Raw genomic sequence first — 24482 nt, forward strand, 5'->3', positions numbered from 1 at the left:
GCCAACACCGTCCTCAAGCGCGACACGCCATGGCAACCAAACCCGCCGTCCTGAGACGGTTGCTTGATTCCGCGCGGGGGGATAAACTGCGAATGTCCCCTCCAGGTCAGAACCGTCCCCAGTGCAGCATCGGGCACGTTTAATCAAATATCGATCATCAGCCGTTCTCGAAACTCACCGGCATATCCATGCCATGCTCGCGCAAGAGCGCGTGGCGCCGTGCGGTGCGCAGGTCTTCGGCGACCATCTCGGCGCACATTTCCTGCGCGGTGATCTCGGGCTCCCAGCCGAGCCGCGCCTTGGCCTTGGACGGATCGCCGAGCAGTGTTTCTACCTCGGCGGGGCGGAAATAGCGCGGGTCGATGCGCAGCACCACGTCGCCGGGCCGGACCGCCGGGGCGCGATCCCCCTCGATCCCGGCGACACGGGCCACCTCGTTCACGCCCTCGCCGGAAAATTCCAGCGTGATGCCAAGCTCCGCCGCCGTCCAGCGGATGAAGTCGCGCACCGAATATTGCTTGCCGGTGGCGATCACGAAATCCTCGGGCGCGTCCTGTTGCAGCATCATCCACTGCATCCGCACGTAATCGCGGGCATGGCCCCAGTCGCGCAGGCTGTCGATATTGCCCATGTAGAGGCAGTCCTCCAGCCCCTGCGCGATATTGGCCAGACCGCGGGTGATCTTGCGGGTGACAAAGGTCTCGCCCCGACGCGGGCTCTCATGGTTGAAAAGGATGCCGTTGCAGGCATAGATACCATAGGCCTCGCGGTAATTGACGCAGATCCAGTAGGCGTAGAGCTTGGCCACGCCATAGGGCGAGCGCGGGTGAAACGGCGTCGTCTCGGTCTGCGGGGTTTCCTGCACCTGCCCGAAAAGCTCGGATGTCGAGGCCTGGTAGAAGCGAGTGGTCTTTTCCAGCCCGAGAAACCGGATCGCCTCCAAAAGGCGCAGCGTGCCGATGGCGTCCACGTCGGCGGTGTATTCCGGGGCCTCGAAGCTGACCGCGACATGGCTTTGCGCGCCGAGGTTATACACCTCGTCAGGCCGCACCTCCGAGAGGATGCGGGTGAGATTGGAGCTGTCGGTCAGATCGCCGTAATGCAGCCGGAGCCGCTGATGGTTGGAATGCGGATCCTGATAGATGTGGTCGATCCGACCGGTGTTGAAGAGCGAGGCACGCCGCTTGATGCCATGCACCTCATAGCCCTTTTCCAGCAGGAACTCCGCCAGATACGATCCGTCCTGCCCGGTGATCCCGGTAATCAGAGCCTTTTTCATGCCGCCGTCTTTTTCGCTGCCGCCATCCCCTTCGCGGGTTAAGCCAGTGCGCCACGATCCGCAAGCGTGGAGGCAAGGCGACCTTTCTTGAAAGGGCTGAGATTTCCGCGTCACTTCATGACACTCTCACGCCGTGGCACAAGGCACATGCAGGCAGAGGCAAGGAGGCCGAAAATGCCCGATCCGGCGATCATCTGGGACGCGCTGGGATTCGCGGTGCGGTGGCTTCATGTTGTCACCGCCATCGCGTGGATCGGCGCGTCGTTCTATTTCGTGGCGCTCGACCTTGGCCTGCGCCGGGCGGATGATCTGCCGCCGCGCGCGCACCGGGCGGGCGGCGTTTCTGCACCTCGGAGCCTTTACCGCCCCGATCATGACGGCAAACGTGTTTTTCATCATCATGCCGAACCAGCGGATCGTGGTGGCCGATCTGCGCGCGGGCCGGGTGCCGGATGCGAAATACGGGCGCATCGCCAAGCTGCGCTCGACGCATAACAACGATCTCACGCTGCCGGTGGTGTTCCTGATGCTGTCGAACCACTATCCGCTGGCATTTGCCACCCAGTGGAACTGGCTCATCGCGGCGCTGGTGTTCCTGATGGGGGTCTTGATCCGGCATTTCTTCAACACCATGCACGCGGGCGGGGGGATGAAATGGTGGACATGGGCGGTGACGGCGATCCTGTTCGCGGGCATCATGTGGCTCTCTAACCTGCCCTTGCAGCATGATACCTACGAGGCATCAGAGGCGCGCCCCCTGAGCGCCGCCGAGCAGGTCTTTGCCGAGGCCGACGGATTCGAGGAGGTGGCGGCGATCATCCCCGGCCGCTGCGCCATGTGCCACGCCAGCGCGGCGCGGGCGATCTATCTCCAGGTGGGCGTGACCCACGCCATGCCCCCCGCCAATGTAAGCTTCATGGAAGAAGAGGAGCGGCGGGCGGTGGCACGGTGGTATCGGGCGGCGACGCGATAAGGGCGCGGCACGCTCAGAGCCGGATCGCCGAGATGAGGCGGCCATAATCCGCCGCCCCCTCATGGGTGGCGCGGCGATAGGAATAAAACCGATCCGGGTCGGCATAGGTGCAATGGCGGGTCCAGTCCGCGTGCCCCACGCCCGCGCGCAGCAGCCGCCACAGCCCATAGCCCGGCAGGTCGAACTGATAGCGGTCACCCGTGCCATTGGCAAAAAACCGCGCGCTCTCGGGATCGTCGGCGAGGAAATCTTCGAGCAGTTCTGGACCGACCTCGTAATTGCGCTGGCTGATCGACGGGCCGATCACCGCCGTGATGCGCGCGCGCGCGGCCCCGATCGCCTCCATCGCCTCAATCGTCGCTTCGAGCACCCCATCGCGCGCCCCGCGCCAGCCGGCATGGGCAGCCCCGATCACGCCTGCCTCCGGGTCGGCGAACAGCACCGGCTGGCAATCGGCGGTGAGGATCGCGAGGGCAAGGCCGGGCGTTGCGGTCACAAGGGCATCGGCGCGCGGGCGCGCGTCAAGCGGCGCGGCAACCTGCACGACATCGGCGGAATGCACCTGATGCACGGTGACAAGGTGATCGGCGGCGACCTGCATCGCCTCGGCCACGCGGGCGCGGTTGATGGTCACGATCTCGGCCTGATCGGATGAGCCCGGTCCGCAATTCAGCCCCGCGAACACGCCCGAAGACGCCCCGCCCCGCCGGGTAAAGAACCCGTGGCGCAGGGGGGTGAGCGCGTCTGCGGTGATGATTTCCAGCGTCATGGCTCCAATCCCGGTGGCGGGGCGGCACCGGGCGGGTAGAGGCCCAGCACCTTGAAGAGCGTCCCCATTTCCTCCGCCCCGGTCAAGCGGTGAGTTGCGGCAACATGCGCCTCCAGCGCCGCGCCCGAGATGCCACGGCCCAGCGCCTCGGCGCGCGCCGCGATCCCGAGCCGCGCGAGGAACACGCCCTGCGGGCAAAGGCGGGTATGCGCGGCGGGGCCGGCGGCGCGGGCCAGCGCCTCGAAATCCACATGCGCGGTGAGGTCGGCCATGCCCGGCGCAGCGAACGGATCGGTCGGCGCGTGATCTGCGACCGCCTGGAACGTATCGCCCAGCGAGCGCCAGCCGCCATAATCGACGATAAGCGCGGCACCGCCATATTCGGCGATGCGCGCGCCGATCTCGGCGGCGATGGCGGTGGCGGGCGCGCAGGTCTCGACAATATCGCCGGGGCGCGTATCGCCCAAGCGGTGATCCAGATCGAGGCGCGCGCCCTCGGGGCCAAGGCCGGGCACAAGGCCCGCGGGGCCTGTTGCCACCATGCGCTCGCGCCAGCCGGTCTCGCCGCGCTGGAATTGCCGGATCGGCAGCGCGTCGAAGAACTCGTTGGCGATGAGGTAGAGCGGGCCGGGGGGCAGCGTCTCGATGGTATCGTGCCAGATGATGTCATCGCGTCCGATGGTCTGCGCCTGCACCTTGCGCAGGGCGGGCGAGGCCTCGACAAGGTGGAGCCGCAGCGCGTCGTGAAACCCCGGCACGCCCCTTGTCGCGCGCAGCAGATCGGCCATGAGCGTGCCGCGACCGGGGCCGGGCTCTGCCAGCACAAACGGCGCGGGTGCGCCCTGGTCGAGCCAGCATTGCGCGAGGGCGAGGCCGGTCAGCTCTCCAAACATCTGGCTGATTTCCGGGGCGGTCACGAAATCACCCCCCACCCCGAACGGATCGCGGGTGGCGTAATATCCATGCTCGGGATGCATCAGGCAGGCGGCCATGTAATCCGCGAGGCTCATCGGCCCGGTGGCCACGATCTGGCGGGCAAGCTTTGCGCCCAGCGGCGTCATGCGGTTTGCGCCTGCGCGCGCCGCCGCGCCCAGAGGATCATCCCCAGCCCGAAGGCGATCATCGGCAGCGACAGCGTCTGCCCCATCGTCAGCCCGTAGCCGTTGATGTGAAAGGCCAGCCCCAGCGGATTGCCCGGCGCGACGAATTGCGCATCGGGCTGGCGCACGAATTCCACCATAAATCGCGCCACCCCGTAGCCTGCAAAAAACACGCCGGTGAGCGTGCCGGGCAGGCGCAGCGCCCCGCGCCGCCAGCCCAGCCACAACAGGATCGCGCCGAGAATCAGCCCCTCAAGCGCCGCCTCGTAGAGCTGCGAGGGGTGGCGCGCGCACAGCCCCGCCACAGCCCCCGCGCAATCATGCGCCGCGCGCCCCGGAAAGATCACGCCCCAGGGCAGATCGGTTGGCCGCCCCCACAGTTCGGCATTGATGAAATTGGCGATCCGCCCCAGCAAAAGCCCCACCGGCGTCACCATGCAGAGCGCATCGGCCACCGAGACCCAGTTGATGCCGCGCGCGCGCGCGAACAGGATCACCGCCAGGATGACGCCCAGAAGGCCGCCGTGAAACGCCATGCCGCCCTGCCAGACCTGTAGAATCTCGCCCGGATGGGAAAGATAATATCCCGGCTGGTAGAACAGCACATAGCCCAGCCGCCCGCCGAGGATCACCCCGAGGATCACCCAGGTGAGCAGGTCCTCCACGTCCCTTGGTTCCATCGGGGCGCGCTCGCCGGGCCAGAGCGCGGGGCGCCTGACCGTGGCAACCACGATCCGCCAGCCGATCACGATCCCCGCGATATAGGCCAGCGCATACCAGCGCAGCGCGAATTCCATGCCGAAGAGCGTGATCGACACGATTTCGGGCGCGATATCGGGAAAGGGGAGGACGGCGTTCATGTGCATCTCTGTGCCTCTCGGGTGTGGGGAAAGTCAACCTTGTGATCGGCGGTCCGAGGGCCATATAACAGGTAAAGGTAACGCCGGAGACAAGCGATGCAGACGCGAAACAAGGTGCTCGACGATCTGAGCCAGTTGATGACCAACGCGATGGGCGTGGCGCAGGGCGCGCGGACCGAGGCCGAGACGGCGATGAAATCGCTGATCGACCGCTGGCTGGCGGATCGCGATTTCGTGACCCGCGAGGAATTCGACGCCGTGCGCGCAATGGCGCAGAAGGCGCGCGAGGAAAACGAGGCGCTCAAGGCCCGGATCGAGGCGCTGGAGCAGCGCGGCGCGTAAGCGTGGCACGCTTGTGATCACATGATTGATTGAGCAAAGCGGCGCGGTTGTGCCTGCGCGTCGCAAAATGGGCCGTGCTGCGGGGTGAGTCGCCCGGTGACTCCCCGGTCATTGTGATCACACGAGATTTTACGTGATCACAAACACGCATTTTTTGCGGCGAATTGTCCGTATGGGCCTGAATACCGTTTGTAACAGGTGACAGGCGCGGCAAAACGCGGCAAAACGGGGGTAACCCCGCGCAGGCCCCGTGCCGCCGCCGATCATCAAGGAGGTCCCTCATGGCCGAAACCACAGAGGTTGAACGCCCGCTTTCGCCGCACCTGCAAATCTATCGCCCGCAATTGACATCGATCACCTCGATCCTGACGCGGATCACCGGCAACGCACTTGTCGTCGCGGCGCTGCTGATCGTGTGGTGGCTGCTCGCGGCCTCGACATCGGACGCCTATTTCGCGACCGCCAACGCGGTGCTCACCTCTTGGTTCGGCGATCTGGTGCTGACATTGTCGCTCTGGGCAGTGTGGTATCATTACCTCGCCGGTCTGCGGCACCTCTATTTCGACGCGGGCAAGGGGATGGACATCCCGACCGCCGAGAAACTGGGCTGGGGCGTCATCATCGGCTCGGTCGTCCTCACCGCCATCACGCTCATCCTGGTCTGAGGAGGATCACATGCGCTATCTGACCGCACGCAAACGCGCCGAGGGCAAGGGTGCCTCGGGCACAGGCACCGAACATTTCTGGTATATGAAACTGTCGGGCGTGGGCCTCGCGCTCATCATCCCGGTATTTCTCGTGGTCTTCGGGCGCACGCTTGGCGGTGACCGGGCTGCGGTGCTGGATGCGCTTGCCCATCCTGCGATGGCGATTCTGACCGCGCTGGTGCTCTTCTTCGGGCTGCGCCATTTCGCGGCGGGCGCACAGACCATGATCGAGGATTACAGCCACGGCAGCACCCGCCGCGCGCTTGTCATCTTCGTCACAATCCTAAGTTACGGGCTGATCGCCACCGGGCTTTTCGCCCTTGCCAAGATCGCGCTGTGAGGACCTGAACAAATGGCTGCATACGAATACGAGACGCATGATTATGACGTCGTGGTTGTGGGCGCAGGCGGCGCGGGGCTGCGCGCGACGCTCGGCATGGCCGAACAGGGGCTGCGCACGGCCTGCGTGACCAAGGTATTCCCGACGCGGAGCCACACCGTGGCGGCGCAAGGCGGCATCGCGGCAAGCCTTGGCAACATGGGCCCCGATAGCTGGCAATGGCATATGTATGACACGGTCAAGGGGTCCGACTGGCTTGGCGACACGGACGCGATGGAATATCTCGCGCGCGAGGCCCCGAAGGCGGTTTACGAGCTGGAGCATTACGGCGTGCCGTTCTCGCGCACCGAGGAGGGCAAGATCTATCAGCGCCCCTTTGGCGGCCACACCACCGAATTCGGCGAAGGCCCCCCGGTGCAGCGCACCTGTGCTGCCGCCGACCGCACCGGTCACGCGATCCTGCACACGCTTTATGGTCAGAGCCTCAAGGAAAAGGCCGAGTTCTATATCGAGTATTTCGCCATTGATCTGGTGATGACCGATGGTGCCTGCACCGGCGTTGTCTGCTGGAAGCTCGACGATGGCACGATCCACGTATTCAACGCCAAGATGGTGGTGCTGGCCACCGGCGGTTATGGCCGCGCCTATTTCTCGGCGACCTCGGCGCATACCTGCACCGGTGACGGCAACGGGATGGTGGCGCGCGCCGGCCTGCCCTTGCAAGACATGGAATTCGTGCAGTTCCACCCCACCGGCATTTTCGGTGCCGGGTGCCTGATTACCGAGGGCGCGCGCGGCGAGGGAGGATATCTGACCAATTCGGAGGGCGAGCGCTTCATGGAGCGCTATGCCCCCAATTATAAGGATCTCGCCCCGCGAGACTATGTCAGCCGCTGCATGACCATGGAAATCCGCGAGGGGCGCGGTGTGGGGCCGGGGGGCGATCACATCCACCTCAATCTCAGCCACCTGCCGCCCGAGGCCCTGCACCTGCGCCTGCCGGGCATTTCCGAGAGCGCGCGCATCTTTGCCGGGGTCGATGTGACCAAGGAGCCGATCCCGGTTCTGCCCACCGTTCATTACAACATGGGCGGCATCCCGGCGAATTACTGGGGCGAGGTCATCAACCCTACCAAAGATGACCCGCACGCCGTGGTGCCCGGCCTGATGGCCGTGGGCGAGGCCGCCTGTGCGAGCGTGCATGGCGCGAACCGGCTCGGCTCCAACTCGCTGATCGATCTCGTGGTGTTCGGCCGTGCGGCGGCGATTCGTGCCGGTAAAGTGGTGGATGCCGAAAGCCCGGTGCCCGCGACCAACACCGCCGAAGTGGACAAGGCGCTCGATCGCTTCGACACGCTGCGCCACGCCAAGGGCGCGGTGCCCACCGCCGATCTGCGGCTTGAGATGCAAAAGACCATGCAGGCCGATGCCGCCGTCTTCCGCACATCCAAGACGCTGGCCGAAGGCGTGGACAAGATGAAGGGCGTTGCCGCCAAGATGGCCGATATCAAGGTCACCGACCGCAGCCTCGTGTGGAACAGCGACCTGATGGAAACGCTGGAACTCACGAACCTGATGCCCTGCGCGCTGGCCACGATCTTTGGCGCCGAGGCACGCCATGAAAGCCGCGGCGCCCACGCGCATGAGGATTTCAGCACCCGCGACGACGAGAACTGGCGCGTCCACACCATCGCGCGGATTGGCGCGACCGATGTCGATCTCAGCTATCGCCCGATCATCGAAGACCCGATCACCCCCGAGGATCAGGGCGGTATCAGCCTCAAGAAAATCGCGCCGAAGGAAAGGACGTTTTGATGTTCCTGTCTCGAAGGGCGGTTTTCTTTCCCGCCCTTGTCGCCTGTCTGAGCGTCACCGCCCCCGCTCTCGCTGTGGCCGATCCCGACCGGTATATCCCGGTGCAGGAACAGCGCGCCGCCATCCTCGATTGCCGATACGAGATGGGGCTGCGCGGGGCCGCGCGTTTTGGTGCAGAATGGCCGGAATTGCCGCCCGGCGGGCAAACGATCACCTGGATTCTTCCCGGTGCAAACCTGTCGCCCGCGCAAACCGACCGGGTCAACCAATGTGCCGATGAAAGACTGGGCCGGGCAGCAACGCCCCGATTCGCGGCGGGGGCACAGAAGACACAACAGAAAACCTATCGCGCCTGCCCGCGACATGCCCCGGTTATCTTCGGCGGCTCGACATATTGTATCAAGCGGGACTGAGGCCATGTGCAAAGCTGTCCACCCCGTGCCCGCCTTCGGCTTGTCCCGGATCACCATCGCCCACATGAGGGAGTGTTAAGTCATGGTTCAACTCACCCTGCCCAAGAATTCGCGTATGACCACGGGCAAGACATGGCCCAAGCCCGAAGGGGCCAAGACCACGCGCAAGTTCCAGATTTACCGCTGGAACCCCGATGACGGCCAGAACCCGCGCGTCGATACCTATTTCGTCGATCTCGACGATTGCGGCCCGATGGTTCTGGATGCGCTCATCTATATCAAGAACAAGATCGACCCGACGCTGACCTTTCGCCGCTCCTGCCGCGAGGGGATTTGCGGCTCTTGCGCGATGAATATCGACGGGATCAACACGCTCGCCTGCATCTACGGCATGGACGAGATCAAGGGCGATGTGAAGATCTACCCGCTGCCGCATATGCCGGTGGTCAAGGATCTCATCCCCGACCTCACTCATTTCTACGCGCAGCACGCCTCGATCATGCCGTGGCTGGAAACCAAGACCAACCGCCCCGCGAAAGAGTGGCGGCAGTCGATCGAGGACCGAGAGAAGCTTGACGGGCTTTATGAATGCGTGATGTGCGCGTCGTGCTCGACCTCCTGCCCGTCCTATTGGTGGAACGGCGACAAATATCTCGGCCCCGCCGCGCTCCTGCACGCCTATCGCTGGATCATCGATAGCCGCGACGAGGCCACCGGCGAGCGGCTCGACGAGTTGGAAGACCCGTTCAAGCTCTACCGCTGCCACACCATCATGAACTGCACGAAAACCTGCCCCAAGGGCCTCAACCCCGCCAAGGCGATTGCAGAGATCAAGAAGATGATGGTCGACCGGCACGTTTAAGGCACCGCGAGGATTGCATCCAGACCACCGGGCACCGATCTGGCGGGCTCTTGTCCGTCGATCATCGCGATTGTCGCGTGCCGGTATTTCTGAAATGCTGCGCGTATCGGCAAGCCGTGCGATGGAACAGGCATGAAGATCGAACAAATCCCGCTGCCCGGATACCGGGTGTGCCCATGACCGCCGCGATATCCATGCGCGCGACGGGACCCGCCCGGCATGACTGATCCGCGCATCTTCCTGCATCGGCTGTTCGAGCGCGCCGTGGCGGTGGCAGACCCGATGCGCAGCCTTGCCGCGCATCTGCCGCCCCGCCCCGAGGGGCGATGCGTGGTGATCGGGGCCGGCAAAGCCAGCGCGCGCATGGCCGAGGCGGTGGAGGCGGCGTGGGGGCCGTGCGAGGGGCTGATCATCACGCGCTACGGCTATGCGCGGCCCTGCCAGGGTATCGAGATCGTCGAGGCGGCGCATCCGGTCCCCGACGAGGCCGGACGCGCCGCGACCGACCGGATGCTGCGGCTGGTCGGGGGGCTCGGCGCGGGCGACACGGTGCTGGCGCTCATTTCGGGCGGGGCGTCGTCGCTGCTGGTGGCACCGGCGGGCGGCATGACTCTGGAGGACAAGCGCGCGGTCAACGCCGCCCTGCTGGCCTCGGGCGCGCCCATCGGGCACATGAATGCCATCCGCAAGCATCTGAGCCGGGTCAAGGGCGGGCAGCTAGCCGCCGCCGCCCACCCCGCGCGGATGCTGGCGCTGCTGATATCGGACGTGCCGGGGGACGATCCGGGGATGATCGGCTCTGGCCCGACCGTGGGCGAGGCGGGGACAGGGACGCAGGCGCGCGCACTGGTGGCGCGCTACGGGATTGACCTGCCCGGTGCCGCGCGCGCGGCGCTGGAGCGCGACACCGGTGCCATCGCGCCCGGCGATCCGCGCCTCTCGCGGGTCGAGAACGTGATCTTCGCAGCCCCGTCCCAATCGCTGGAGGCTGCCGCCGATCTGGCACGCGCAGAGGGCATCCGCGTCGAGATGCTGGGCGATGCGATAGAGGGCGAGGCGCGCGACGTGGCCCGAGAGCACGCAAGCCTTGCCCGCGACGTGCAGGCGGCGATGCCCCCCGGCGCGGCCCCCGTCCTGCTCTTGTCGGGCGGGGAATTGACCGTCACCCGGCGCGGCGACGGCACGGGCGGCCCGAACGCGGAATATGCCCTCGCGCTGGCCGTGGCGCTGGCGGGGGCCGGGGGCATTCAAGCCATCGCCTGCGATACCGACGGGGTGGACGGGGCCGCCGAGGTGGCCGGGGCCACCATCGCGCCCGACACGCTGGCGCGCGCCCGCGCGGCCGGGGTTGATCCGGCGCGGGCGCTGGCGCGCAACGATGCGCATGGGTTTTTCGCCGCGATCGGCGATCAGGTCGTCACCGGCCCGACGCTGACCAATGTCAACGATTTCCGCGCAATCCTGATTGCCCCGGCCTGACGCGGCGTCCCAAGGCGGAAACCGGTCGCGTCACACCGGCTTTTCTGCGATACTGCCCCTGTAGTAAGGGAGGGTTCATCATGGAACGCCGTGTTTTCATGGGGCTTGTGCTGGTTGCCTCGTTGATTGGCGGGGGGGTGGCAATGGCGGCCTCGGTCAAGCTCTCGGGTCCCGAGATCGAGGCGCTCTTGTCGGGCAACACGATCACCGGCACCTGGTCGGGCACTGCCTATCGGCAATATTACGCCCCCGACGGCACCACAATCTATGTGCCCGAGGGCGGGCGCGCGGATGAGGGGCGGTGGCGCACCAACCCCGACACCAACGATTACGAGAGCTGGTGGCGCAGCACCGGATGGACGCCCTATGCGCTGGTGCGCGTCGGCGAGGATGCGTATGCGTGGATCAACGGAGACCGGCAGGAGCCGTTTCGCGTGCTCCCCGGACGGCAGATCGAGTAGCGCGCGCGCCGCAGACTCACGCCCCTCGGTGCCGCGGGTCATCACCGATATGCCAAAACGCCGGGGGGCGATTCCGACGGCGGCCGCATCGCCTATATCATCCACCCCGCACTCTTCCAGAAGCGTTGAAAGCCATCGCCACGCTGAAGAGAGCCTCGCCATGACATCCGTATCGGTTGATTTCCTGTTGCTGCGGACCACCGCGTTCTCAATTATCTAAAGCGTCCGCTCAGCCGCGTCGCGTTCGAAGCTTGGCGAAATAATCGAGCCGCTTTTTCAACTCGCGCTCGAACCCGCGTTCGGGCGGCAGATAGTAGGTCGGGCGCTTCATCCCCTCGGGGAAATAGTCCTGCCCCGAAAATCCATCCTCGGCATCGTGGTCATATTGATAGCCCGCGCCATAGCCCTGCTCCTTCATAAGCGAGGTGGGCGCGTTCAGGATATGCTTGGGCGGTGGTTCGCTGCCGGTCTTCCTGGCATCGCGCAGCGCCGCCTTGAACGCGCCGTAACCCGCGTTCGATTTCGGCGCGAGCGCCAGGTAAATCACCGCCTGCCCCAGCGCCAGATCGCCCTCGGGGCTGCCCAGCCGCTCGTATATCTCCCAGGCGTGCAGGCAGACGGTTTGCGCGTGGCTGTCGGCAAGGCCAATATCCTCGATCGCCATGCGGGTGATGCGCCGCGCGAGATATCGCGGGTCTTCGCCCCCCGTCAGCATCCTCGCCAGCCAGTAAAGCGCGGCATCCGGGTCCGAGCCGCGCACCGATTTGTGCAGCGCGGAAATGAGGTTGTAATGCGCGTCGCCCGATTTGTCATAGTGCGCCGCCCGCCGCATCAGCCGCGCGGCCAGCGCCGCGCTATCGAGCCGCCCCTCGACCGTCCACGCTGCCACCTGCTCGATCAGATTCAAGAGCGCGCGGCCATCACCATCGGCCATCTCCAACAGCGCCTCGCGCGCCAGCCCGTCAAGCGGCAGGGCGCGGCCCAACTCCCTCTCGGCACGCTGCGCCAAAAGCTCCAGATCGGCCAGCGACAGCCGCTCCAGCACCATCACCTGCGCCCGGCTCAGAAGCGCGGCATTCAACTCGAAAGACGGATTTTCCGTGGTCGCCCCCACCAGAAGGATCGTGCCATCCTCCATATGCGGCAGGAACGCATCCTGCTGCGCGCGGTTGAAGCGGTGAATCTCATCGACAAATAGCAGCGTACCCTGCCCGTTGCCGCGCCGGTGCCGTGCCTCTTCGAACACGCGGCGCAACTCCGGCACGCCGGTGAAAATGGCGCTGATCTGCACGAAATGCAGGTCGGTCTCATGCGCCAGAAGCCGCGCGATGGTCGTCTTGCCCACCCCCGGCGGCCCCCACAGGATGAGCGAGCCAAGACTGCCCGCCGCCAGCATCACGCCAAGCGCACCCTCGGAGCCAAGCACCGCCTGCTGCCCGATCACCTCTGAGAGCGCACGCGGGCGCAACCGGTCAGCCAGCGGGCGCGGCGCCGCAGAGGGTGCCCCCTCGGGCGAGCTGTCAAAAAGATCAGCCATCGCGCCGCTCCACAATGCGGCACCGCACACAGGCCAGACACCTTGCGCTCGCGGGCGGGGCTATGACAACGGGCAATGCGTGCATCAGGCTCGGGATCACGGCGTGCGGCCTCTTGCGGAAAGCATCGCCAAGATATGCCGACAGGATCACGGCAATACAAGCCCGCGCTGCCTCTTTCACGCGCCACTACCCCTCCCTCGCAAACGCAAAACCCCCGCCGGGTGTGGCGGGGGTCTGGGTCAAACCGGGTGGCTTGGCGCGTATCAGTCTTCGGCGGCCTCTTCGGCCTCGACGCGGGCACGGTCGGCGGCACCCTTGGCGGAAACGTCACGCTCGACGAATTCGATGATCGCCATCGGTGCCATGTCGCCGTAGCGGAACCCGGCCTTGAGCACGCGGACATAGCCGCCCTGGCGATCCTTGTAGCGCGGGCCGATCACATCAAAGAGCCGGGCGACGTGGATATCCTGCTTGAGCTGCGCAGCCGCCTGGCGGCGGGCGTGCAGATCGCCGCGCTTGGCCAATGTGACCAGCTTTTCGATGATCCGGCGCAGTTCCTTGGCCTTGGGCAGGGTGGTCTTGATCTGCTCATGTTCGATGAGCGAGCCGGCCATGTTCGCCCACAGCGCCTTGCGGTGCTCGTGGGTGCGGTTCAGGCGGCGGTATCCTCTTGCGTGACGCATTTTCTATCTCCTAAGCGTTTTGCTTTGTCCGGCGGTCTGATGCGTGTCAGCCGCTCTCCTTGGGGCGGGATTGCCCGGATCGTCAGAGGACGCCTTAAAAGGCGTCCTCGAATTTCTTGGCGAGGTCCTCGATATCATCGGGCGGCCAGTCTTCGACATCCATGCCGAGGTGAAGGCCCATGCCAGACAGCACTTCCTTGATCTCGTTGAGGGACTTGCGGCCAAAGTTCGGCGTGCGCAGCATCTCGGCCTCGGTCTTCTGGATGAGATCGCCGATATAGACGATATTGTCGTTCTTGAGGCAGTTGGCAGAGCGCACCGACAGTTCCAGCTCGTCCACCTTCTTGAGCAGGAGCGGGTTGAATTCCAGCCCGTCCTCGTCATCCTGGCGGCCCGCCGCTTCCGGCTCGTCAAAGTTGACGAAGATCGAAAGTTGATCCTGAAGGATACGCGCGGCATAGGCCACGGCATCGTCGGGGGTGATGGAGCCGTCGGTCTCGAGCTTGAGGGTCAGCTTGTCGTAATCGAGCACCTGCCCCTCGCGGGTCGGCTGCACCTCATAGCTCACGCGCGTGATCGGCGAATAGATCGCGTCGATCGGAATGAGGCCGATGGGCGCATCCTCGGGCTTGTTCTTGTCGGCGGCGACATAGCCCTTGCCGGTATTCACGGTCAGTTCCATGTAGAATTCCGCACCCTCGTCGAGGTGGCAGATGACATGGTCCTTGTTGAGGATCTCGATACCCGCGCTGTCGGAGATATCACCGGCGGTGACAACCCCCGGCCCCTTGGCGTTCACGGTCAGCCGCTTGGGCCCTTCGACCTCCATGCGGATCGCGACGCCCTTGAGGTTGAGCACGATATCGGTCACATCCTCGCGCACGCCCGGCACGCTGGAAAACTCGTGCAGCACGTTGTCCATCTGCACGGCGGTGATGGCCGCACCCTGAAGCGACGACAAAAGCACGCGCCGCAGCGCATTGCCGAGCGTGAGGCCAAAACCGCGCTCGAGCGGCTCTGCCACAACCGTGGCCTGCCGCAGCGGGTCGTTGCCCGGCTTGATATCGAGCTGTGTCGGCTTGACCAGCTCTGCCCAGTTCTTGTGGATCATGCATCCCTCCATTCCTGTCGCCGCCCCATGTCCGATAGGCCGCGACGCCCGAGGTTTTCAAATGACGCAACGGACCGCGCACAGACGCGCGGCCCGCCTCTTAAACGCTTCGGTCAGACGCGGCGGCGCTTCGGCGGACGGCAGCCGTTATGGGCCATCGGCGTCACGTCGCGGATCGAGGTGATGTTGAACCCCACCGCCGCGAGCGCGCGCAGCGCCGATTCGCGGCCCGAACCGGGGCCCTGCACCTCGACATCGAGGGTGCGCATCCCGTGTTCCTGAGCCTTCTTGCCAGCATCCTCGGCAGCAAGCTGCGCGGCATAGGGGGTCGATTTACGCGACCCCTTGAAGCCCATCGTGCCCGCCGACGACCAAGCAATGGCATTGCCCTGCACATCGGAAATCAGGATCTTGGTGTTGTTGAAGGACGAGTTCACATGCGCCACCCCGGTGGCGATGTTCTTGGAGGCCTTCTTCTTCGTGCGCTTGGTATCGCGTGCCATATCTCGTGCCCTCCCTTATTTCTTCTTGCCGGCAATGGCTTTTGCCGGGCCCTTGCGGGTGCGGGCATTTGTATGCGTGCGCTGACCGCGAACCGGCAGGTTGCGGCGGTGGCGCAGGCCACGGTAGCAGCCAAGGTCCATCAGGCGCTTGATGTTCATCTGCGTCTCGCGGCGCAGGTCGCCCTCGACGGTATAATTGGCGTCGATATGCTCGCGTAGCGCCAGCGCTTCGGCATCCGAGAGCTCGTTGACGCGGCGGGTCTGATCGATGCCCGTGGCCTCGCAAATCGCGCGGGCCGAGGAGGGGCCGATTCCGGTGATATAGGTCAGGGCGACGGGCACCCTTTTCGATGTCGGGATGTTTACGCCGGCAATACGTGCCAAGTGTCTTGTCCTTTTCGTTGCGGTTCCGTAACGCCAGAACCTTTTTTCACAACGTTGGCCCGACGCGCTGATCGCTCCGGGCCGCGGCTGAATTCGGGATGTCGATACCACCGGGAACCCCAGCGGGAATCACTCTCGCGCGAGAGATAGCGTTGGGTATGGGGAAATGAGGGGGGCGTCAAGCCCCGCTTTACCTCACTTGTCAAGCACCGCCGCGATCGCCGCCTTGACCTCGTCCATGCTGCCCATGCCATCGACCGAGGCCAGTTGCCCCTTGGCATGGTAATAGCCGATGAGCGGCGCGGTCTTCTTGTAATATTCCATCAGGCGGTGGCGCACGCTCTGCTCGTTGTCATCGGCGCGCACCGGCTGTCCGGCGGCGGCGGCCTCGGCGGCGCGGTTCACGATGCGCTTCACAAGCACGTCGTCCTCGACGCGCATTTCCACCACGGCATCGAGCGTCTCGCCCTGCTCGTCGAGCAGATCGGCCAGCGCGTCGGCCTGCGCCAGCGTGCGCGGAAAGCCGTCGAAGATAAAGCCGCCGCGCTTTTCGCCCTGCAATTTCTCGCGGATGAGGCCGATCACGATCTCGTCGGTCACCAGATCGCCGCGTGCCATCACATCGGCCACGATACGGCCCATCTCGGTACCGCTCTCCTTGGCAGCGCGCAGCATGTCCCCGGTCGAAAGCTGGATCATGTCGCGACCCTCGACCAGCATCTGCGCCTGCGTTCCCTTGCCCGCACCCGGCGGTCCCAGAAGAATGATGTTCATCGGCGTGCCCCTCCCTTTGCCTTGCGGCGGCCCTTCTTGCGCCCTCTGCCGCTCAGTTGCGATTTCTCGATCAACCCCTCGTATTGATGCGCCAGAAGATGCGATTGCACCTGCTGGATCGTATCCATCGTCACCGAGACCACGATCAGCACCGAGGTGCCGCCGAAATAGAACGGGATCGCGAACTGGTTGCGCAGGATTTCCGGCAACAGCATCACCGCCACGAGATAGGCCGAGCCGAGCACGAGGACGCGGTTGAGCACGTATTCAAGAAATTCCGCCGTCCGCTTGCCGGGGCGGATGCCGGGAACGAACCCGTTCTGATTCTTGAGGTTCTCGGCCACCTCGTCGGGCTTGAACGCCACGTTGAAGGTATAGAAATAGGTGAAGAACACGATCATCACGGTGAAAAACAGCAGGTAAAGCGGCTGTCCGGGGCCGAAATAGGCCAGGATCGTGGACATGACCGGGCCGGTCGAACTGCCCGAGAACGTGCCCACCGTGGCAGGCAGCAAGAGCAGCGACGAGGCAAAGATCGCCGGGATCACCCCCGCCGGGTTGACCTTGACCGGCAGGTGCGACGAGCCGCCATCATAGACCTTCATCCCCACCTGGCGGCGCGGATACTGGATGTGGATCTTGCGCAGGCTGCGCTCCATGAACACCACGAAGGCAATGACCGCCACCACCATCAGCATCACTCCGATGATCACCGCAGGACTGATCGCGCCCGAGCGACCCGAGGCAAAGAACTGCGCCAGCGCGGCGGGCACCTCGGCGATGATGCCGACAAAGATGATGAGCGAAATGCCGTTGCCGACGCCGCGCGCGGTGATCTGCTCGCCCAGCCACATCAGGAACATGGTGCCGCCGACCAGCGTGATCATGCAGCTTGCGATGAAGAACAGGCCCGGATCGGTGACCATGTCGCCCGATTGCAGGCTCATCGCGAGGCCGTAACTTTGCAACGTGGCAAGGCCAACGGTGCCGAACCGGGTATACTGATTGATCTTCTTGCGGCCCTGCTCGCCCTCTTTCTTGAGCTGTTCGAGCTTGGGCACCATCGCCGTCAGAAGCTGCACGATGATCGAGGCCGAGATATAGGGCATGATGCCAAGCGCAAAAATACCCATCCGCCCCAGCGCGCCGCCGGTGAACATCGACAGCATCCCGCCGATCGTGGCCTGCGCGCCCTCCATGAACTCGCGAAGCGCCGCGCCGTCGATGCCCGGCACCGGAATGAAGGTGCCAAGCCGATAGACGATCAGCAGCCCCAGCGTGAACAGGATGCGATTGCGGAGATCGGTGGCCTTGCCAAGCGCGGACCAGCTTGTGTTGGCGGCCATTTGCTCTGCTGCAGATACCATGCGCGGGTCTCTTTCATATGCGAGCGCCGCCGGAACCGGTTTTCGGCTCTGGCGGCGTCATCGGAAAACCTGAGAGCTATGTAAGCGGCACAAGGGCCGCTCACAACCTCTTATTCGGCGGCCTTCGTTGCCGCGAGGGTGATCGAGCCGCCCGCCTTCTCCACTGCCTCAACAGCGGATTTGGAGGCACCGGTCACCGCAAGGTCAAGCTTGGCGGTCACGTCGCCCTTGGCCAGAACGCGAATCCCGTCGAGCTTGCGCCGCACGAGACCCGAGGTCACGAGCACATCCTCGGTGATGGGCGCGCCCGCGTCGATCTTGCCGGCCTCGATGAATTTCTGGATCAGGCCAAGATTGACAACCGCGTATTCCTTGCGGTTCGGCTTGGTAAAGCCGCGCTTGGGCAGGCGTTGATAGAGCGGCATCTGCCCGCCCTCATAGCCCTTGATCGCCACGCCAGAGCGCGATTTCTGGCCCTTGATACCGCGCCCGGCGGTTTTGCCCATGCCAGAGCCGGGGCCACGGCCCACGCGCTTGCGCGATTTGGTCGCGCCGGGATTGTCGCGAAGTTCATGCAGTTTCATTGTCGCTTCTCCTTGCCGGATGCGGCCCCCAGCGACGGGAGCGGCCGAACGCGGCTTGCTGGTTGATACGCGGCCCTCGGGCCACCGGGGGCGTATAGACGCCTTGCGCGGCACGATCAATAGCAATGCGCGCCATCAGGCCACGATCCTCCTACAATTCCGGCGCGCCCGATGCTAGCATGGGGGTATGCGAATGCCGGTCTCACACCCTTGCCGCCCTCTGCGCCGGATGCCCCTTGTGGGGGCCATACTCGGGGTTATGCTCGGCGCGCTGCTCCCTGCGCTCGCCGGTGCCGGGGGTCGAGACATCCCGCCGCAAACCGGCCTGCTGTGGCTGCGCAGCACCTTGCCGGCGGTGTTTCCGCTCCAGATCAAGACTGTCGCGGGACATGATTATCATGTCACGCTGGTGCATGGCGACACGCGTGGCGAGACGCTGTCCGCCTTTATCGAGGGGGGCGATTTCTTTCGCGTTCTCGTCCCGCCCGGCAGCTATGATCTGCATGTGGCCTATGGCGCGCACTGGCAGGATGAACAGGCCCTCTTTGGCGCGCAGACGCGGTTTTTCCGGTTGGGCGCGCCGTTGCGTTTCGAGACACGCGGGATCGGCACCAAGGCTGGTCATATCGTCGATCTGCGCACCCTGATCGAGACCAACGGCGCAAGCTCCGTCTCGCCCATGGCCATTTGCCAGCGCTTTGGCGCGGACTTGACCGGCTCACCCCTGTCGCCACCCGCATTCGTTCCAATGCTCGACGACCTCCACGCCCCACGGCCAAGGCTGCGCTTTACCGTCACAAGCCGGATTTGCGGCTGAGACCTCCACGCAGTTGCGCCGCTCCAGCGACTCATGCAGACGGGCATCCCACCGGCGGGTTTCGCCAGTTGTGACCCGTGAATGGCCGCTCAAGCGCGCGCTCCACCAGATCCAGCCGGTCCTGCCCGTAAAACGGATCGCCCGCCACCACATAGGTGGGAGAGCCAAAGACATGGCGCGCGATGGCCTCTGCCGTGTTGGCGCGGTAAAGCGCCTGAACGGGGGCAGAGCGCGCGGCGTCGAGAATCGCATCCGCCTCCATCCCACAGCCGACGATCAGCGGTGCCAGCACCGCCGGATCGGAAATATCGGCATCCTCGCGCCAATGCGCCCCGAGGATGGCATGGGCGAGCGCATCCGCGCCCTGCCCTTCGGCCTGCGCCGCGATGATCGCGCCGCTTGCCAGCGCCAGCGGCGCATCGTGATGGGTGGGGCGATGGGCGATCACCTCGACGCCGCGATACTCGGCCCAGCGCTCGATCTCGCGCCCGAAGAAATAATCGACATGGGCCTGACTGCGCGCCGCAAAAGACTGCCCGCCCACGGCCTCGATCACCGGCGACAGATCAATGGGTTTGTGCAAGAGCCGCGCACCGTGGCGCGCGCATATCTCCGATAGCCGCGCCGAGCCGAGCCAGGCAAAGGCGGAATGGGCGGAATAGATGTATTCGATGGTCTGCATGGGGCGCAGTCTACAACGTTTCGGCGTGCCGTCGCCATCAAAACCGTTTGTCTGGACAAGGCGGCCTTTCGCGTTACCCTCTCGACATCCGTTTTGCAACGAAAGCCGCGCATGCGTGCCCTGCCCCTCTACCTCGTCCTCGCCCTGACTGCCTTGCCGGGCCCCTCGCCGCAGGCGGCTCCGGGCTGCGCGCAGGACGCAATGCTGGTCTTTGACGGGTCGGGCTCTATGGGCGAGCTGGGCCATGATCCGACCACCTCCACTCGCATCATGGAGGCACGCCGCGCTGTGCGCGAGGCGATGCCCGATATCGCGCCCTATCGCCGGGTGGGGTTGCTGAGCTACGGGCCGGGCGGCACCTCTGCCTGCGACGGGATCACGCTGCATTTCGCGCCGCGCGTCGATGCCGGAGCGGCGGTTGTGGCGGGGCTCGACGCGCTGGCCCCCGGCGGGCTGACCCCGCTGGCAGACTCGGTGGCGGCAGCAGCGCAAACACTACGCGGGGCTGGCATCGTGGTGCTGGTCACCGATGGCAACGAGACCTGCGGCGGCACTCCTTGCGCGCTGGGCGCGCGGCTGGCGGCAGAGCGTCCGGGCCTTACCGTGCATGTGATCGGATTTCGCGTAGTCTATGACCCGTTTTCGTGGAACAGCCCCGAGGCAGACGCCTATGACGGGCAGACGGTGGCGAAATGCCTCGCCGACGCCACCGGCGGGCTGTTCGTGACCACCGAAACGGTGGACGAGCTGGCCGACGCACTGCGGATCACGCTGGGCTGCGTGGTGGTGGGGCACGCAAACGAAAACCGCCCCGGCCATCTCTGACCGGGGCGGTTTGCTGCAATGGCCCGGAAACTTCAAAAGTTTCCGGACCGTTTTCTTTTCAAGAAAACGGCTCTCAGCCCTTTTCCTCGATGATCTCGACCATATGCGGGATCTTGGCGACCATGCCGCGCACGGCGGGGGTGTCTTCAAGCTCGCGGGTCTTGTGCATCTTGTTCAGCCCCAGCCCGATCAGGGTCTGGCGCTGCTTTTCGGGGCGGCGGATCGGAGAGCCGATCTGCTTGACAACGATGGTCTTAGCCATGTCTCAGGTCTCCTTACGCTTCAACGGCTTCGGGCGCGGCGGCCGGGGCCTCGTCACCCTTGCGCAGGATGTCGGCGACCTTCTTGCCGCGACGCTGTGCCACCATGCGCGGGCTGGTCTGCTTGCGCAGGCCGTCGAGCGTGGCGCGGATCATGTTATAGGGGTTCTGCGAGCCGTTCGACTTGGCGACCACATCCTGAAGCCCCAGCATCTCGAACACGGCGCGCATCGGCCCGCCCGCGATGATCCCGGTGCCGTGCGGGGCGGTGCGCATCACCACCTTGCCGGCGCCGTGACGGCCCTCGATGTCATGGTGCAGGGTGCGGCCCTCGCGCAGCGGCACACGCATCATGCCCCGCTTGGCGGCCTCGGTGGCCTTGCGGATCGCCTCGGGGACCTCCTTGGCCTTGCCCTTGCCAAAGCCGACGCGGCCTTTCTGGTCGCCCACGACGACGAGCGCCGCGAACCCGAAGCGCTTGCCGCCCTTCACCGTCTTGCTGACGCGGTTGATCGCGACGAGGCGGTCGGCGAATTCCGGCGTTTCATCGCGGTCGCGACGGTCGCGGCGGTTGTCTTCTCTTGCCATCTCTCTCGTCTCCTCAGATCTTCAGACCGGCGTCACGCGCGGCATCTGCCAACGCCTTGACACGGCCATGATAGATGAAGCCGCCCCGGTCGAAATAGGCCTCGGTCACCCCGGCCTGTTTCGCCCGTTCGGCAACCGTTTCGCCCACCTTGGCCGCCGCTGCGACGGTGCATTTGCCGACGAAACCCAGATCCTTTTCCAAGGTCGAGGCCGCCGCCAGCGTGATGCCGCGCACATCGTCGATGAGCTGCACGCTGATATTCTTGTTGGACCGGTGAACGCTCAGGCGCACGCGCCCGGCATTGACCTTCCGAAGTTTGCTCCGAACGCGCAGGCGGCGTTTGAGGAACAGTTTTCTCTTGCTGTTTGCCATCTGTCGCGTCCCTTACTTCTTCTTGCCTTCCTTTTGGAAGATATACTCGCCCTTGTAGCGGATGCCCTTGCCCTTGTAGGGCTCGGGCCGACGCCAGTCACGGATATTGGCCGCGACCTGTCCGACGAGCTGCTTATCGGTACCCTCGATGACCAGTTCGGTCTGCTTGGGAGCCGTCACGGTCACACCATCGGGGATCGCGAAATCCACGTCATGGCTGTAGCCGAGATTGAGCCTGAGCACGTTGCCCTGCACCGCGGCACGATAACCAACGCCGCGGATTTCCAGCTCCTGGCGGAAATTGTCCTTGGCCCCGTGCACCATGTTGGCGATGACCGTGCGGGTCATGCCCCATTGCTGGCGCGCGCGCTTGGATTTGCCGCGCGGCGTGACCTTGATGATGCCATCCTCGATGGTGATGGTCACATCGTCGGTCGCGGTAAAGCTCTTGGCGTCCTTGGGGCCCTTGATTTCGATGGTCTGGCCCGAGAGCGTCGCAGAGACGCCATCGGGCAGGGCCACGGGTTGTTTTCCGATACGTGACATGTCCGGGCCTCCCTCAGAATACCGTGCAGAGCACTTCGCCACCGACATTGGCGGCGCGTGCAGCTGCATCCGACATCACACCCTTGGGGGTGGAGACAATCGACACGCCGAGGCCCTGACGGACCTGCGGAATGTCACTCACGCCCATATAGACGCGACGACCGGGCTTGGAGACCCGCTTCATCTCGCGAATGACGGGGATGCCCTCGTAATACTTGAGGCTGATTTCAAGCTCGGGGTGGCCGGTGGCACCGGTCGCGGCCTCGTAGCCGCGGATATAGCCCTCCGAGGCCAGCACATCGAGAACGCGCACGCGCATCTTGGACGCGGGAGAGCGCACGACGGTCTTGCCGCGCATCTGTGCGTTGCGGATACGGGTGAGCATATCGCCGATAGGATCGTTCATATCTGCGCCCTCCTCACCAGCTCGATTTCACGACACCGGGCAACTGCCCGGCAGAGCCGAGATCGCGCAGGGCGATCCGGCTGATTTTCAGCTTGCGGTAATAGGCGTGCGGACGCCCCGTAAGCTGGCAGCGATTGTGCAGGCGCGTGGCAGAGCTGTTGCGCGGCAGTTGCGCGAGCTTGAGAGAGGCGCGGAAGCGCTCTTCCATCGGCTTTGCTTCGTCCTTGATGATCGCCTTGAGCGCGGCGCGCCGGGTGGCGTATTGATCCACCAGCTTCTGGCGCTTCTTCTCGCGCTCGATCATTGATTTCTTGGCCATGTCTTGATCCTCCCCCGGCTCAGCTGTTGAAGGGCATGTTGAAATGCTTCAACAGCGCCTTGGCTTCAGCGTCGGTCTTCGCCGTGGTTGTGATGATGATGTCCATCCCCCAGACTTCGTCGACCTTGTCGAAGTTGATTTCGGGAAAGACGATGTGTTCCTTGAGGCCCATCGCGTAATTGCCATTGCCGTCGAACGACTTGCCCGAGACGCCGCGGAAGTCGCGGATACGGGGCATGGCCACGGTGATCAGGCGGTCGAGGAAATCATACATCCGGTCGCCGCGCAGCGTGACCTTGGCACCGACAGGCATCCCCTCGCGCAGGCGAAAGCCAGCGATGGAGTTGCGCGCCTTGGTGGTCACGGCCTTCTGGCCTGCGATGGCGGTCAGGTCTTCCTGCGCCGATTTGGCCTTCTTGGAATCGCGCACCGCCTCGGCACCACAGCCGATGTTGAGCACGATCTTTTCCAGCCGCGGGATCATCATGTCATTGGTATAGCCGAACTCTTCCTTCAGAGCGGGCTTGATGACATCGCGGAACTGCGTGCGCAGGCGCGGGGTATAGGTTGCGGTATCAAGCATCGATCGCGTCCCCCGTGGTCTTGGCGAAACGCACCTTCTTGTCGCCTTCGATCTTGAAGCCGACGCGCGTGGGTTTGCCGTTCTTGTCGAGCATGGCAAGGTTGCTCAGGTCGATCGGCATCGCCTTGGGGATGCGGCCGCCCTGGGTAGACTGGCTCTGGCGGGTGTGGCGAATGGCCATGTTCACGCCCTCGACCACGGCCTTGCCGGCCTTGGGGTCAACGCTGAGGATGGTGCCCTTCTGGCCCTTGTCCTTGCCGGCGAGCACCACGACGGTGTCACCTTTTTTCAGTTTCGCGGCCATCTTACAGCACCTCCGGGGCGAGCGAGATGATCTTCATGAAGTTCTTGGAACGCAACTCGCGCACCACCGGCCCGAAAATACGGGTGCCGATCGGTTCGCCGGAGTTGTTGAGGATCACCGCGGCGTTGCGGTCAAAGCGGATGGCGGTGCCATCCTCGCGACGGACCTCCTTGGCGGTGCGCACGACGACGGCCTTGCGCACGTCGCCCTTTTTCACGCGGCCGCGCGGAATGGCCTCTTTCACGGAGACGACGATGATGTCGCCTACCGATGCGTAGCGGCGATGCGAGCCACCAAGCACCTTGATGCACTGCACCCGGCGTGCGCCGGAGTTGTCAGCGACATCCAGATTGGTCTGCATCTGGATCATAGGGTTTCTCCCGACCTGTGGGGGCTGTTCTGGTTAATTCCCCCAGGGTTTCGATCAAACCGGAT

32 protein-coding genes and 1 pseudogene are annotated in these 24482 nt (G+C 64.7%); 11 read left to right on the top strand and 22 right to left on the bottom strand.

Going from position 1 to position 24482, the window contains the following annotated elements; all coding sequences use genetic code 11:
- Positions 1 to 157: 157 nt before the first annotated feature.
- The gene (gene gmd, locus ABIE58_RS16135; RefSeq protein ID WP_354545734.1) at positions 158 to 1279 is read right to left on the bottom strand and encodes a GDP-mannose 4,6-dehydratase; all 1122 of its coding nucleotides are present in this window, start codon (positions 1277 to 1279) and stop codon (positions 158 to 160) included.
- A gap of 174 nt (positions 1280 to 1453) precedes the next feature.
- Between gmd and ABIE58_RS16140 the strand changes: the two are divergent.
- Positions 1454 to 2252 (top strand): annotated as a pseudogene (locus ABIE58_RS16140) (urate hydroxylase PuuD).
- Between the two features lie 13 nt (positions 2253 to 2265).
- Here the strand turns inward: ABIE58_RS16140 and pgeF are convergent.
- The 3 genes from pgeF to lgt are packed head-to-tail and all read right to left on the bottom strand — an operon-like array spanning position 2266 to position 4981.
- On the bottom strand, positions 2266 to 3021 hold the full coding sequence (pgeF, locus tag ABIE58_RS16145) for a peptidoglycan editing factor PgeF (RefSeq protein WP_354545735.1): 756 nt from the start codon (positions 3019 to 3021) through the stop codon (positions 2266 to 2268).
- Positions 3018 to 4082: a class I SAM-dependent methyltransferase gene (locus ABIE58_RS16150; RefSeq protein WP_354545736.1), complete on the bottom strand. Its 1065-nt coding sequence runs from the start codon at positions 4080 to 4082 to the stop codon at positions 3018 to 3020. The genes pgeF and ABIE58_RS16150 overlap by 4 nt, the downstream gene beginning before the upstream one ends.
- Complete coding sequence (lgt, locus tag ABIE58_RS16155) at positions 4079 to 4981, bottom strand: prolipoprotein diacylglyceryl transferase (RefSeq protein ID WP_354545737.1); 903 nt, start codon at positions 4979 to 4981, stop codon at positions 4079 to 4081. The genes ABIE58_RS16150 and lgt overlap by 4 nt, the downstream gene beginning before the upstream one ends.
- A gap of 96 nt (positions 4982 to 5077) precedes the next feature.
- Here lgt and ABIE58_RS16160 point away from each other — a divergent pair, with 96 nt between their 5' ends.
- The 8 genes from ABIE58_RS16160 (at position 5078) to ABIE58_RS16195 (ending at position 11400) form a co-directional block, all read left to right on the top strand.
- Positions 5078 to 5323, top strand: a complete 246-nt coding sequence (locus ABIE58_RS16160) for an accessory factor UbiK family protein (protein WP_354545738.1) — start codon at positions 5078 to 5080, stop codon at positions 5321 to 5323.
- A gap of 281 nt (positions 5324 to 5604) precedes the next feature.
- Positions 5605 to 5988: a succinate dehydrogenase, cytochrome b556 subunit gene (sdhC, locus tag ABIE58_RS16165; protein WP_354545739.1), complete on the top strand. Its 384-nt coding sequence runs from the start codon at positions 5605 to 5607 to the stop codon at positions 5986 to 5988.
- A 10-nt stretch (positions 5989 to 5998) separates the two neighbouring features.
- Positions 5999 to 6370 (top strand): succinate dehydrogenase, hydrophobic membrane anchor protein, encoded by a 372-nt coding sequence (gene sdhD, locus ABIE58_RS16170; protein ID WP_354545740.1) that lies wholly within the window; start codon positions 5999 to 6001, stop codon positions 6368 to 6370.
- A 12-nt stretch (positions 6371 to 6382) separates the two neighbouring features.
- Entirely contained in the window at positions 6383 to 8185 is a 1803-nt protein-coding gene (gene sdhA / locus ABIE58_RS16175; protein WP_354545741.1) for a succinate dehydrogenase flavoprotein subunit, read from the top strand.
- Positions 8185 to 8598 (top strand): hypothetical protein, encoded by a 414-nt coding sequence (locus ABIE58_RS16180; protein ID WP_354545742.1) that lies wholly within the window; start codon positions 8185 to 8187, stop codon positions 8596 to 8598. Before sdhA ends, ABIE58_RS16180 begins: the two co-directional genes overlap by 1 nt.
- A gap of 82 nt (positions 8599 to 8680) precedes the next feature.
- The gene (locus ABIE58_RS16185; protein WP_354545743.1) at positions 8681 to 9460 is read left to right on the top strand and encodes a succinate dehydrogenase iron-sulfur subunit; all 780 of its coding nucleotides are present in this window, start codon (positions 8681 to 8683) and stop codon (positions 9458 to 9460) included.
- Between the two features lie 219 nt (positions 9461 to 9679).
- A complete protein-coding gene (locus ABIE58_RS16190; RefSeq protein ID WP_354545744.1) occupies positions 9680 to 10939 on the top strand; it encodes a glycerate kinase type-2 family protein in 1260 nt (419 codons plus the stop codon).
- Positions 10940 to 11019: 80 nt separating this feature from the next.
- A complete protein-coding gene (locus tag ABIE58_RS16195; RefSeq protein WP_354545745.1) occupies positions 11020 to 11400 on the top strand; it encodes a hypothetical protein in 381 nt (126 codons plus the stop codon).
- Positions 11401 to 11629: 229 nt separating this feature from the next.
- Here the strand turns inward: ABIE58_RS16195 and ABIE58_RS16200 are convergent, their stop codons facing one another.
- The 8 genes from ABIE58_RS16200 to rplO form a co-directional block, all read right to left on the bottom strand.
- Positions 11630 to 12937 carry a replication-associated recombination protein A gene (locus tag ABIE58_RS16200; protein ID WP_354545746.1) on the bottom strand — a complete coding sequence of 436 codons (1308 nt, stop codon included), beginning with the start codon at positions 12935 to 12937 and terminating at the stop codon, positions 11630 to 11632.
- A 264-nt stretch (positions 12938 to 13201) separates the two neighbouring features.
- Entirely contained in the window at positions 13202 to 13621 is a 420-nt protein-coding gene (rplQ, locus tag ABIE58_RS16205) for a 50S ribosomal protein L17 (protein ID WP_354545747.1), read from the bottom strand.
- Between the two features lie 94 nt (positions 13622 to 13715).
- The gene (locus ABIE58_RS16210) at positions 13716 to 14732 is read right to left on the bottom strand and encodes a DNA-directed RNA polymerase subunit alpha (protein WP_354545748.1); all 1017 of its coding nucleotides are present in this window, start codon (positions 14730 to 14732) and stop codon (positions 13716 to 13718) included.
- Positions 14733 to 14845: 113 nt separating this feature from the next.
- Complete coding sequence (gene rpsK, locus ABIE58_RS16215) at positions 14846 to 15235, bottom strand: 30S ribosomal protein S11 (protein ID WP_354545749.1); 390 nt, start codon at positions 15233 to 15235, stop codon at positions 14846 to 14848.
- Between the two features lie 15 nt (positions 15236 to 15250).
- Positions 15251 to 15619 carry a 30S ribosomal protein S13 gene (rpsM, locus tag ABIE58_RS16220; RefSeq protein WP_354545750.1) on the bottom strand — a complete coding sequence of 123 codons (369 nt, stop codon included), beginning with the start codon at positions 15617 to 15619 and terminating at the stop codon, positions 15251 to 15253.
- A 195-nt stretch (positions 15620 to 15814) separates the two neighbouring features.
- Positions 15815 to 16393, bottom strand: a complete 579-nt coding sequence (locus ABIE58_RS16225) for an adenylate kinase (protein ID WP_354545751.1) — start codon at positions 16391 to 16393, stop codon at positions 15815 to 15817.
- Positions 16390 to 17760 (bottom strand): preprotein translocase subunit SecY, encoded by a 1371-nt coding sequence (gene secY / locus ABIE58_RS16230; RefSeq protein WP_354545752.1) that lies wholly within the window; start codon positions 17758 to 17760, stop codon positions 16390 to 16392. The genes ABIE58_RS16225 and secY overlap by 4 nt, the downstream gene beginning before the upstream one ends.
- A 110-nt stretch (positions 17761 to 17870) precedes the next feature.
- Positions 17871 to 18344, bottom strand: coding sequence for a 50S ribosomal protein L15 (gene rplO / locus ABIE58_RS16235; RefSeq protein WP_354545753.1), 474 nt, complete (start codon positions 18342 to 18344; stop codon positions 17871 to 17873).
- 229 nt (positions 18345 to 18573) lie between these two features.
- Between rplO and ABIE58_RS16240 the strand changes: the two genes are divergently transcribed.
- Positions 18574 to 19161: a hypothetical protein gene (locus ABIE58_RS16240; protein WP_354545754.1), complete on the top strand. Its 588-nt coding sequence runs from the start codon at positions 18574 to 18576 to the stop codon at positions 19159 to 19161.
- A 31-nt stretch (positions 19162 to 19192) separates the two neighbouring features.
- Here ABIE58_RS16240 and ABIE58_RS16245 read toward each other — a convergent pair whose 3' ends face one another.
- A complete protein-coding gene (locus tag ABIE58_RS16245; RefSeq protein ID WP_354545755.1) occupies positions 19193 to 19843 on the bottom strand; it encodes a 2-hydroxychromene-2-carboxylate isomerase in 651 nt (216 codons plus the stop codon).
- Positions 19844 to 19954: 111 nt separating this feature from the next.
- Between ABIE58_RS16245 and ABIE58_RS16250 the strand changes: the two genes are divergently transcribed.
- Entirely contained in the window at positions 19955 to 20668 is a 714-nt protein-coding gene (locus ABIE58_RS16250) for a vWA domain-containing protein (protein ID WP_354545756.1), read from the top strand.
- A gap of 73 nt (positions 20669 to 20741) precedes the next feature.
- Here ABIE58_RS16250 and rpmD read toward each other — a convergent pair whose 3' ends face one another.
- The 9 genes from rpmD to rplN are packed head-to-tail and all read right to left on the bottom strand — an operon-like array spanning position 20742 to position 24417.
- Entirely contained in the window at positions 20742 to 20930 is a 189-nt protein-coding gene (gene rpmD, locus ABIE58_RS16255) for a 50S ribosomal protein L30 (protein WP_354545757.1), read from the bottom strand.
- Positions 20931 to 20943: 13 nt separating this feature from the next.
- Complete coding sequence (gene rpsE / locus ABIE58_RS16260; protein WP_354545758.1) at positions 20944 to 21516, bottom strand: 30S ribosomal protein S5; 573 nt, start codon at positions 21514 to 21516, stop codon at positions 20944 to 20946.
- A gap of 13 nt (positions 21517 to 21529) precedes the next feature.
- Positions 21530 to 21889: a 50S ribosomal protein L18 gene (rplR, locus tag ABIE58_RS16265; protein ID WP_354545759.1), complete on the bottom strand. Its 360-nt coding sequence runs from the start codon at positions 21887 to 21889 to the stop codon at positions 21530 to 21532.
- A 12-nt stretch (positions 21890 to 21901) separates the two neighbouring features.
- Positions 21902 to 22435, bottom strand: a complete 534-nt coding sequence (gene rplF / locus ABIE58_RS16270) for a 50S ribosomal protein L6 (protein ID WP_354545760.1) — start codon at positions 22433 to 22435, stop codon at positions 21902 to 21904.
- 13 nt (positions 22436 to 22448) lie between these two features.
- Positions 22449 to 22841 carry a 30S ribosomal protein S8 gene (gene rpsH, locus ABIE58_RS16275; RefSeq protein WP_354545761.1) on the bottom strand — a complete coding sequence of 131 codons (393 nt, stop codon included), beginning with the start codon at positions 22839 to 22841 and terminating at the stop codon, positions 22449 to 22451.
- Positions 22842 to 22854: 13 nt separating this feature from the next.
- A complete protein-coding gene (rpsN, locus tag ABIE58_RS16280; RefSeq protein ID WP_354545762.1) occupies positions 22855 to 23160 on the bottom strand; it encodes a 30S ribosomal protein S14 in 306 nt (101 codons plus the stop codon).
- Positions 23161 to 23179: 19 nt separating this feature from the next.
- Positions 23180 to 23743 carry a 50S ribosomal protein L5 gene (rplE, locus tag ABIE58_RS16285; protein WP_354545763.1) on the bottom strand — a complete coding sequence of 188 codons (564 nt, stop codon included), beginning with the start codon at positions 23741 to 23743 and terminating at the stop codon, positions 23180 to 23182.
- Complete coding sequence (rplX, locus tag ABIE58_RS16290; RefSeq protein WP_354545764.1) at positions 23736 to 24047, bottom strand: 50S ribosomal protein L24; 312 nt, start codon at positions 24045 to 24047, stop codon at positions 23736 to 23738. The genes rplE and rplX overlap by 8 nt, the downstream gene beginning before the upstream one ends.
- Position 24048: 1 nt before the next feature.
- Positions 24049 to 24417: a 50S ribosomal protein L14 gene (gene rplN / locus ABIE58_RS16295; protein WP_354545765.1), complete on the bottom strand. Its 369-nt coding sequence runs from the start codon at positions 24415 to 24417 to the stop codon at positions 24049 to 24051.
- Positions 24418 to 24482 lie beyond the last annotated feature (65 nt).

Origin of the sequence: Roseovarius sp. MBR-78, from assembly GCF_040547535.1 — a bacterium.
Classification (GTDB): Bacteria; Pseudomonadota; Alphaproteobacteria; order Rhodobacterales; family Rhodobacteraceae; genus Roseovarius.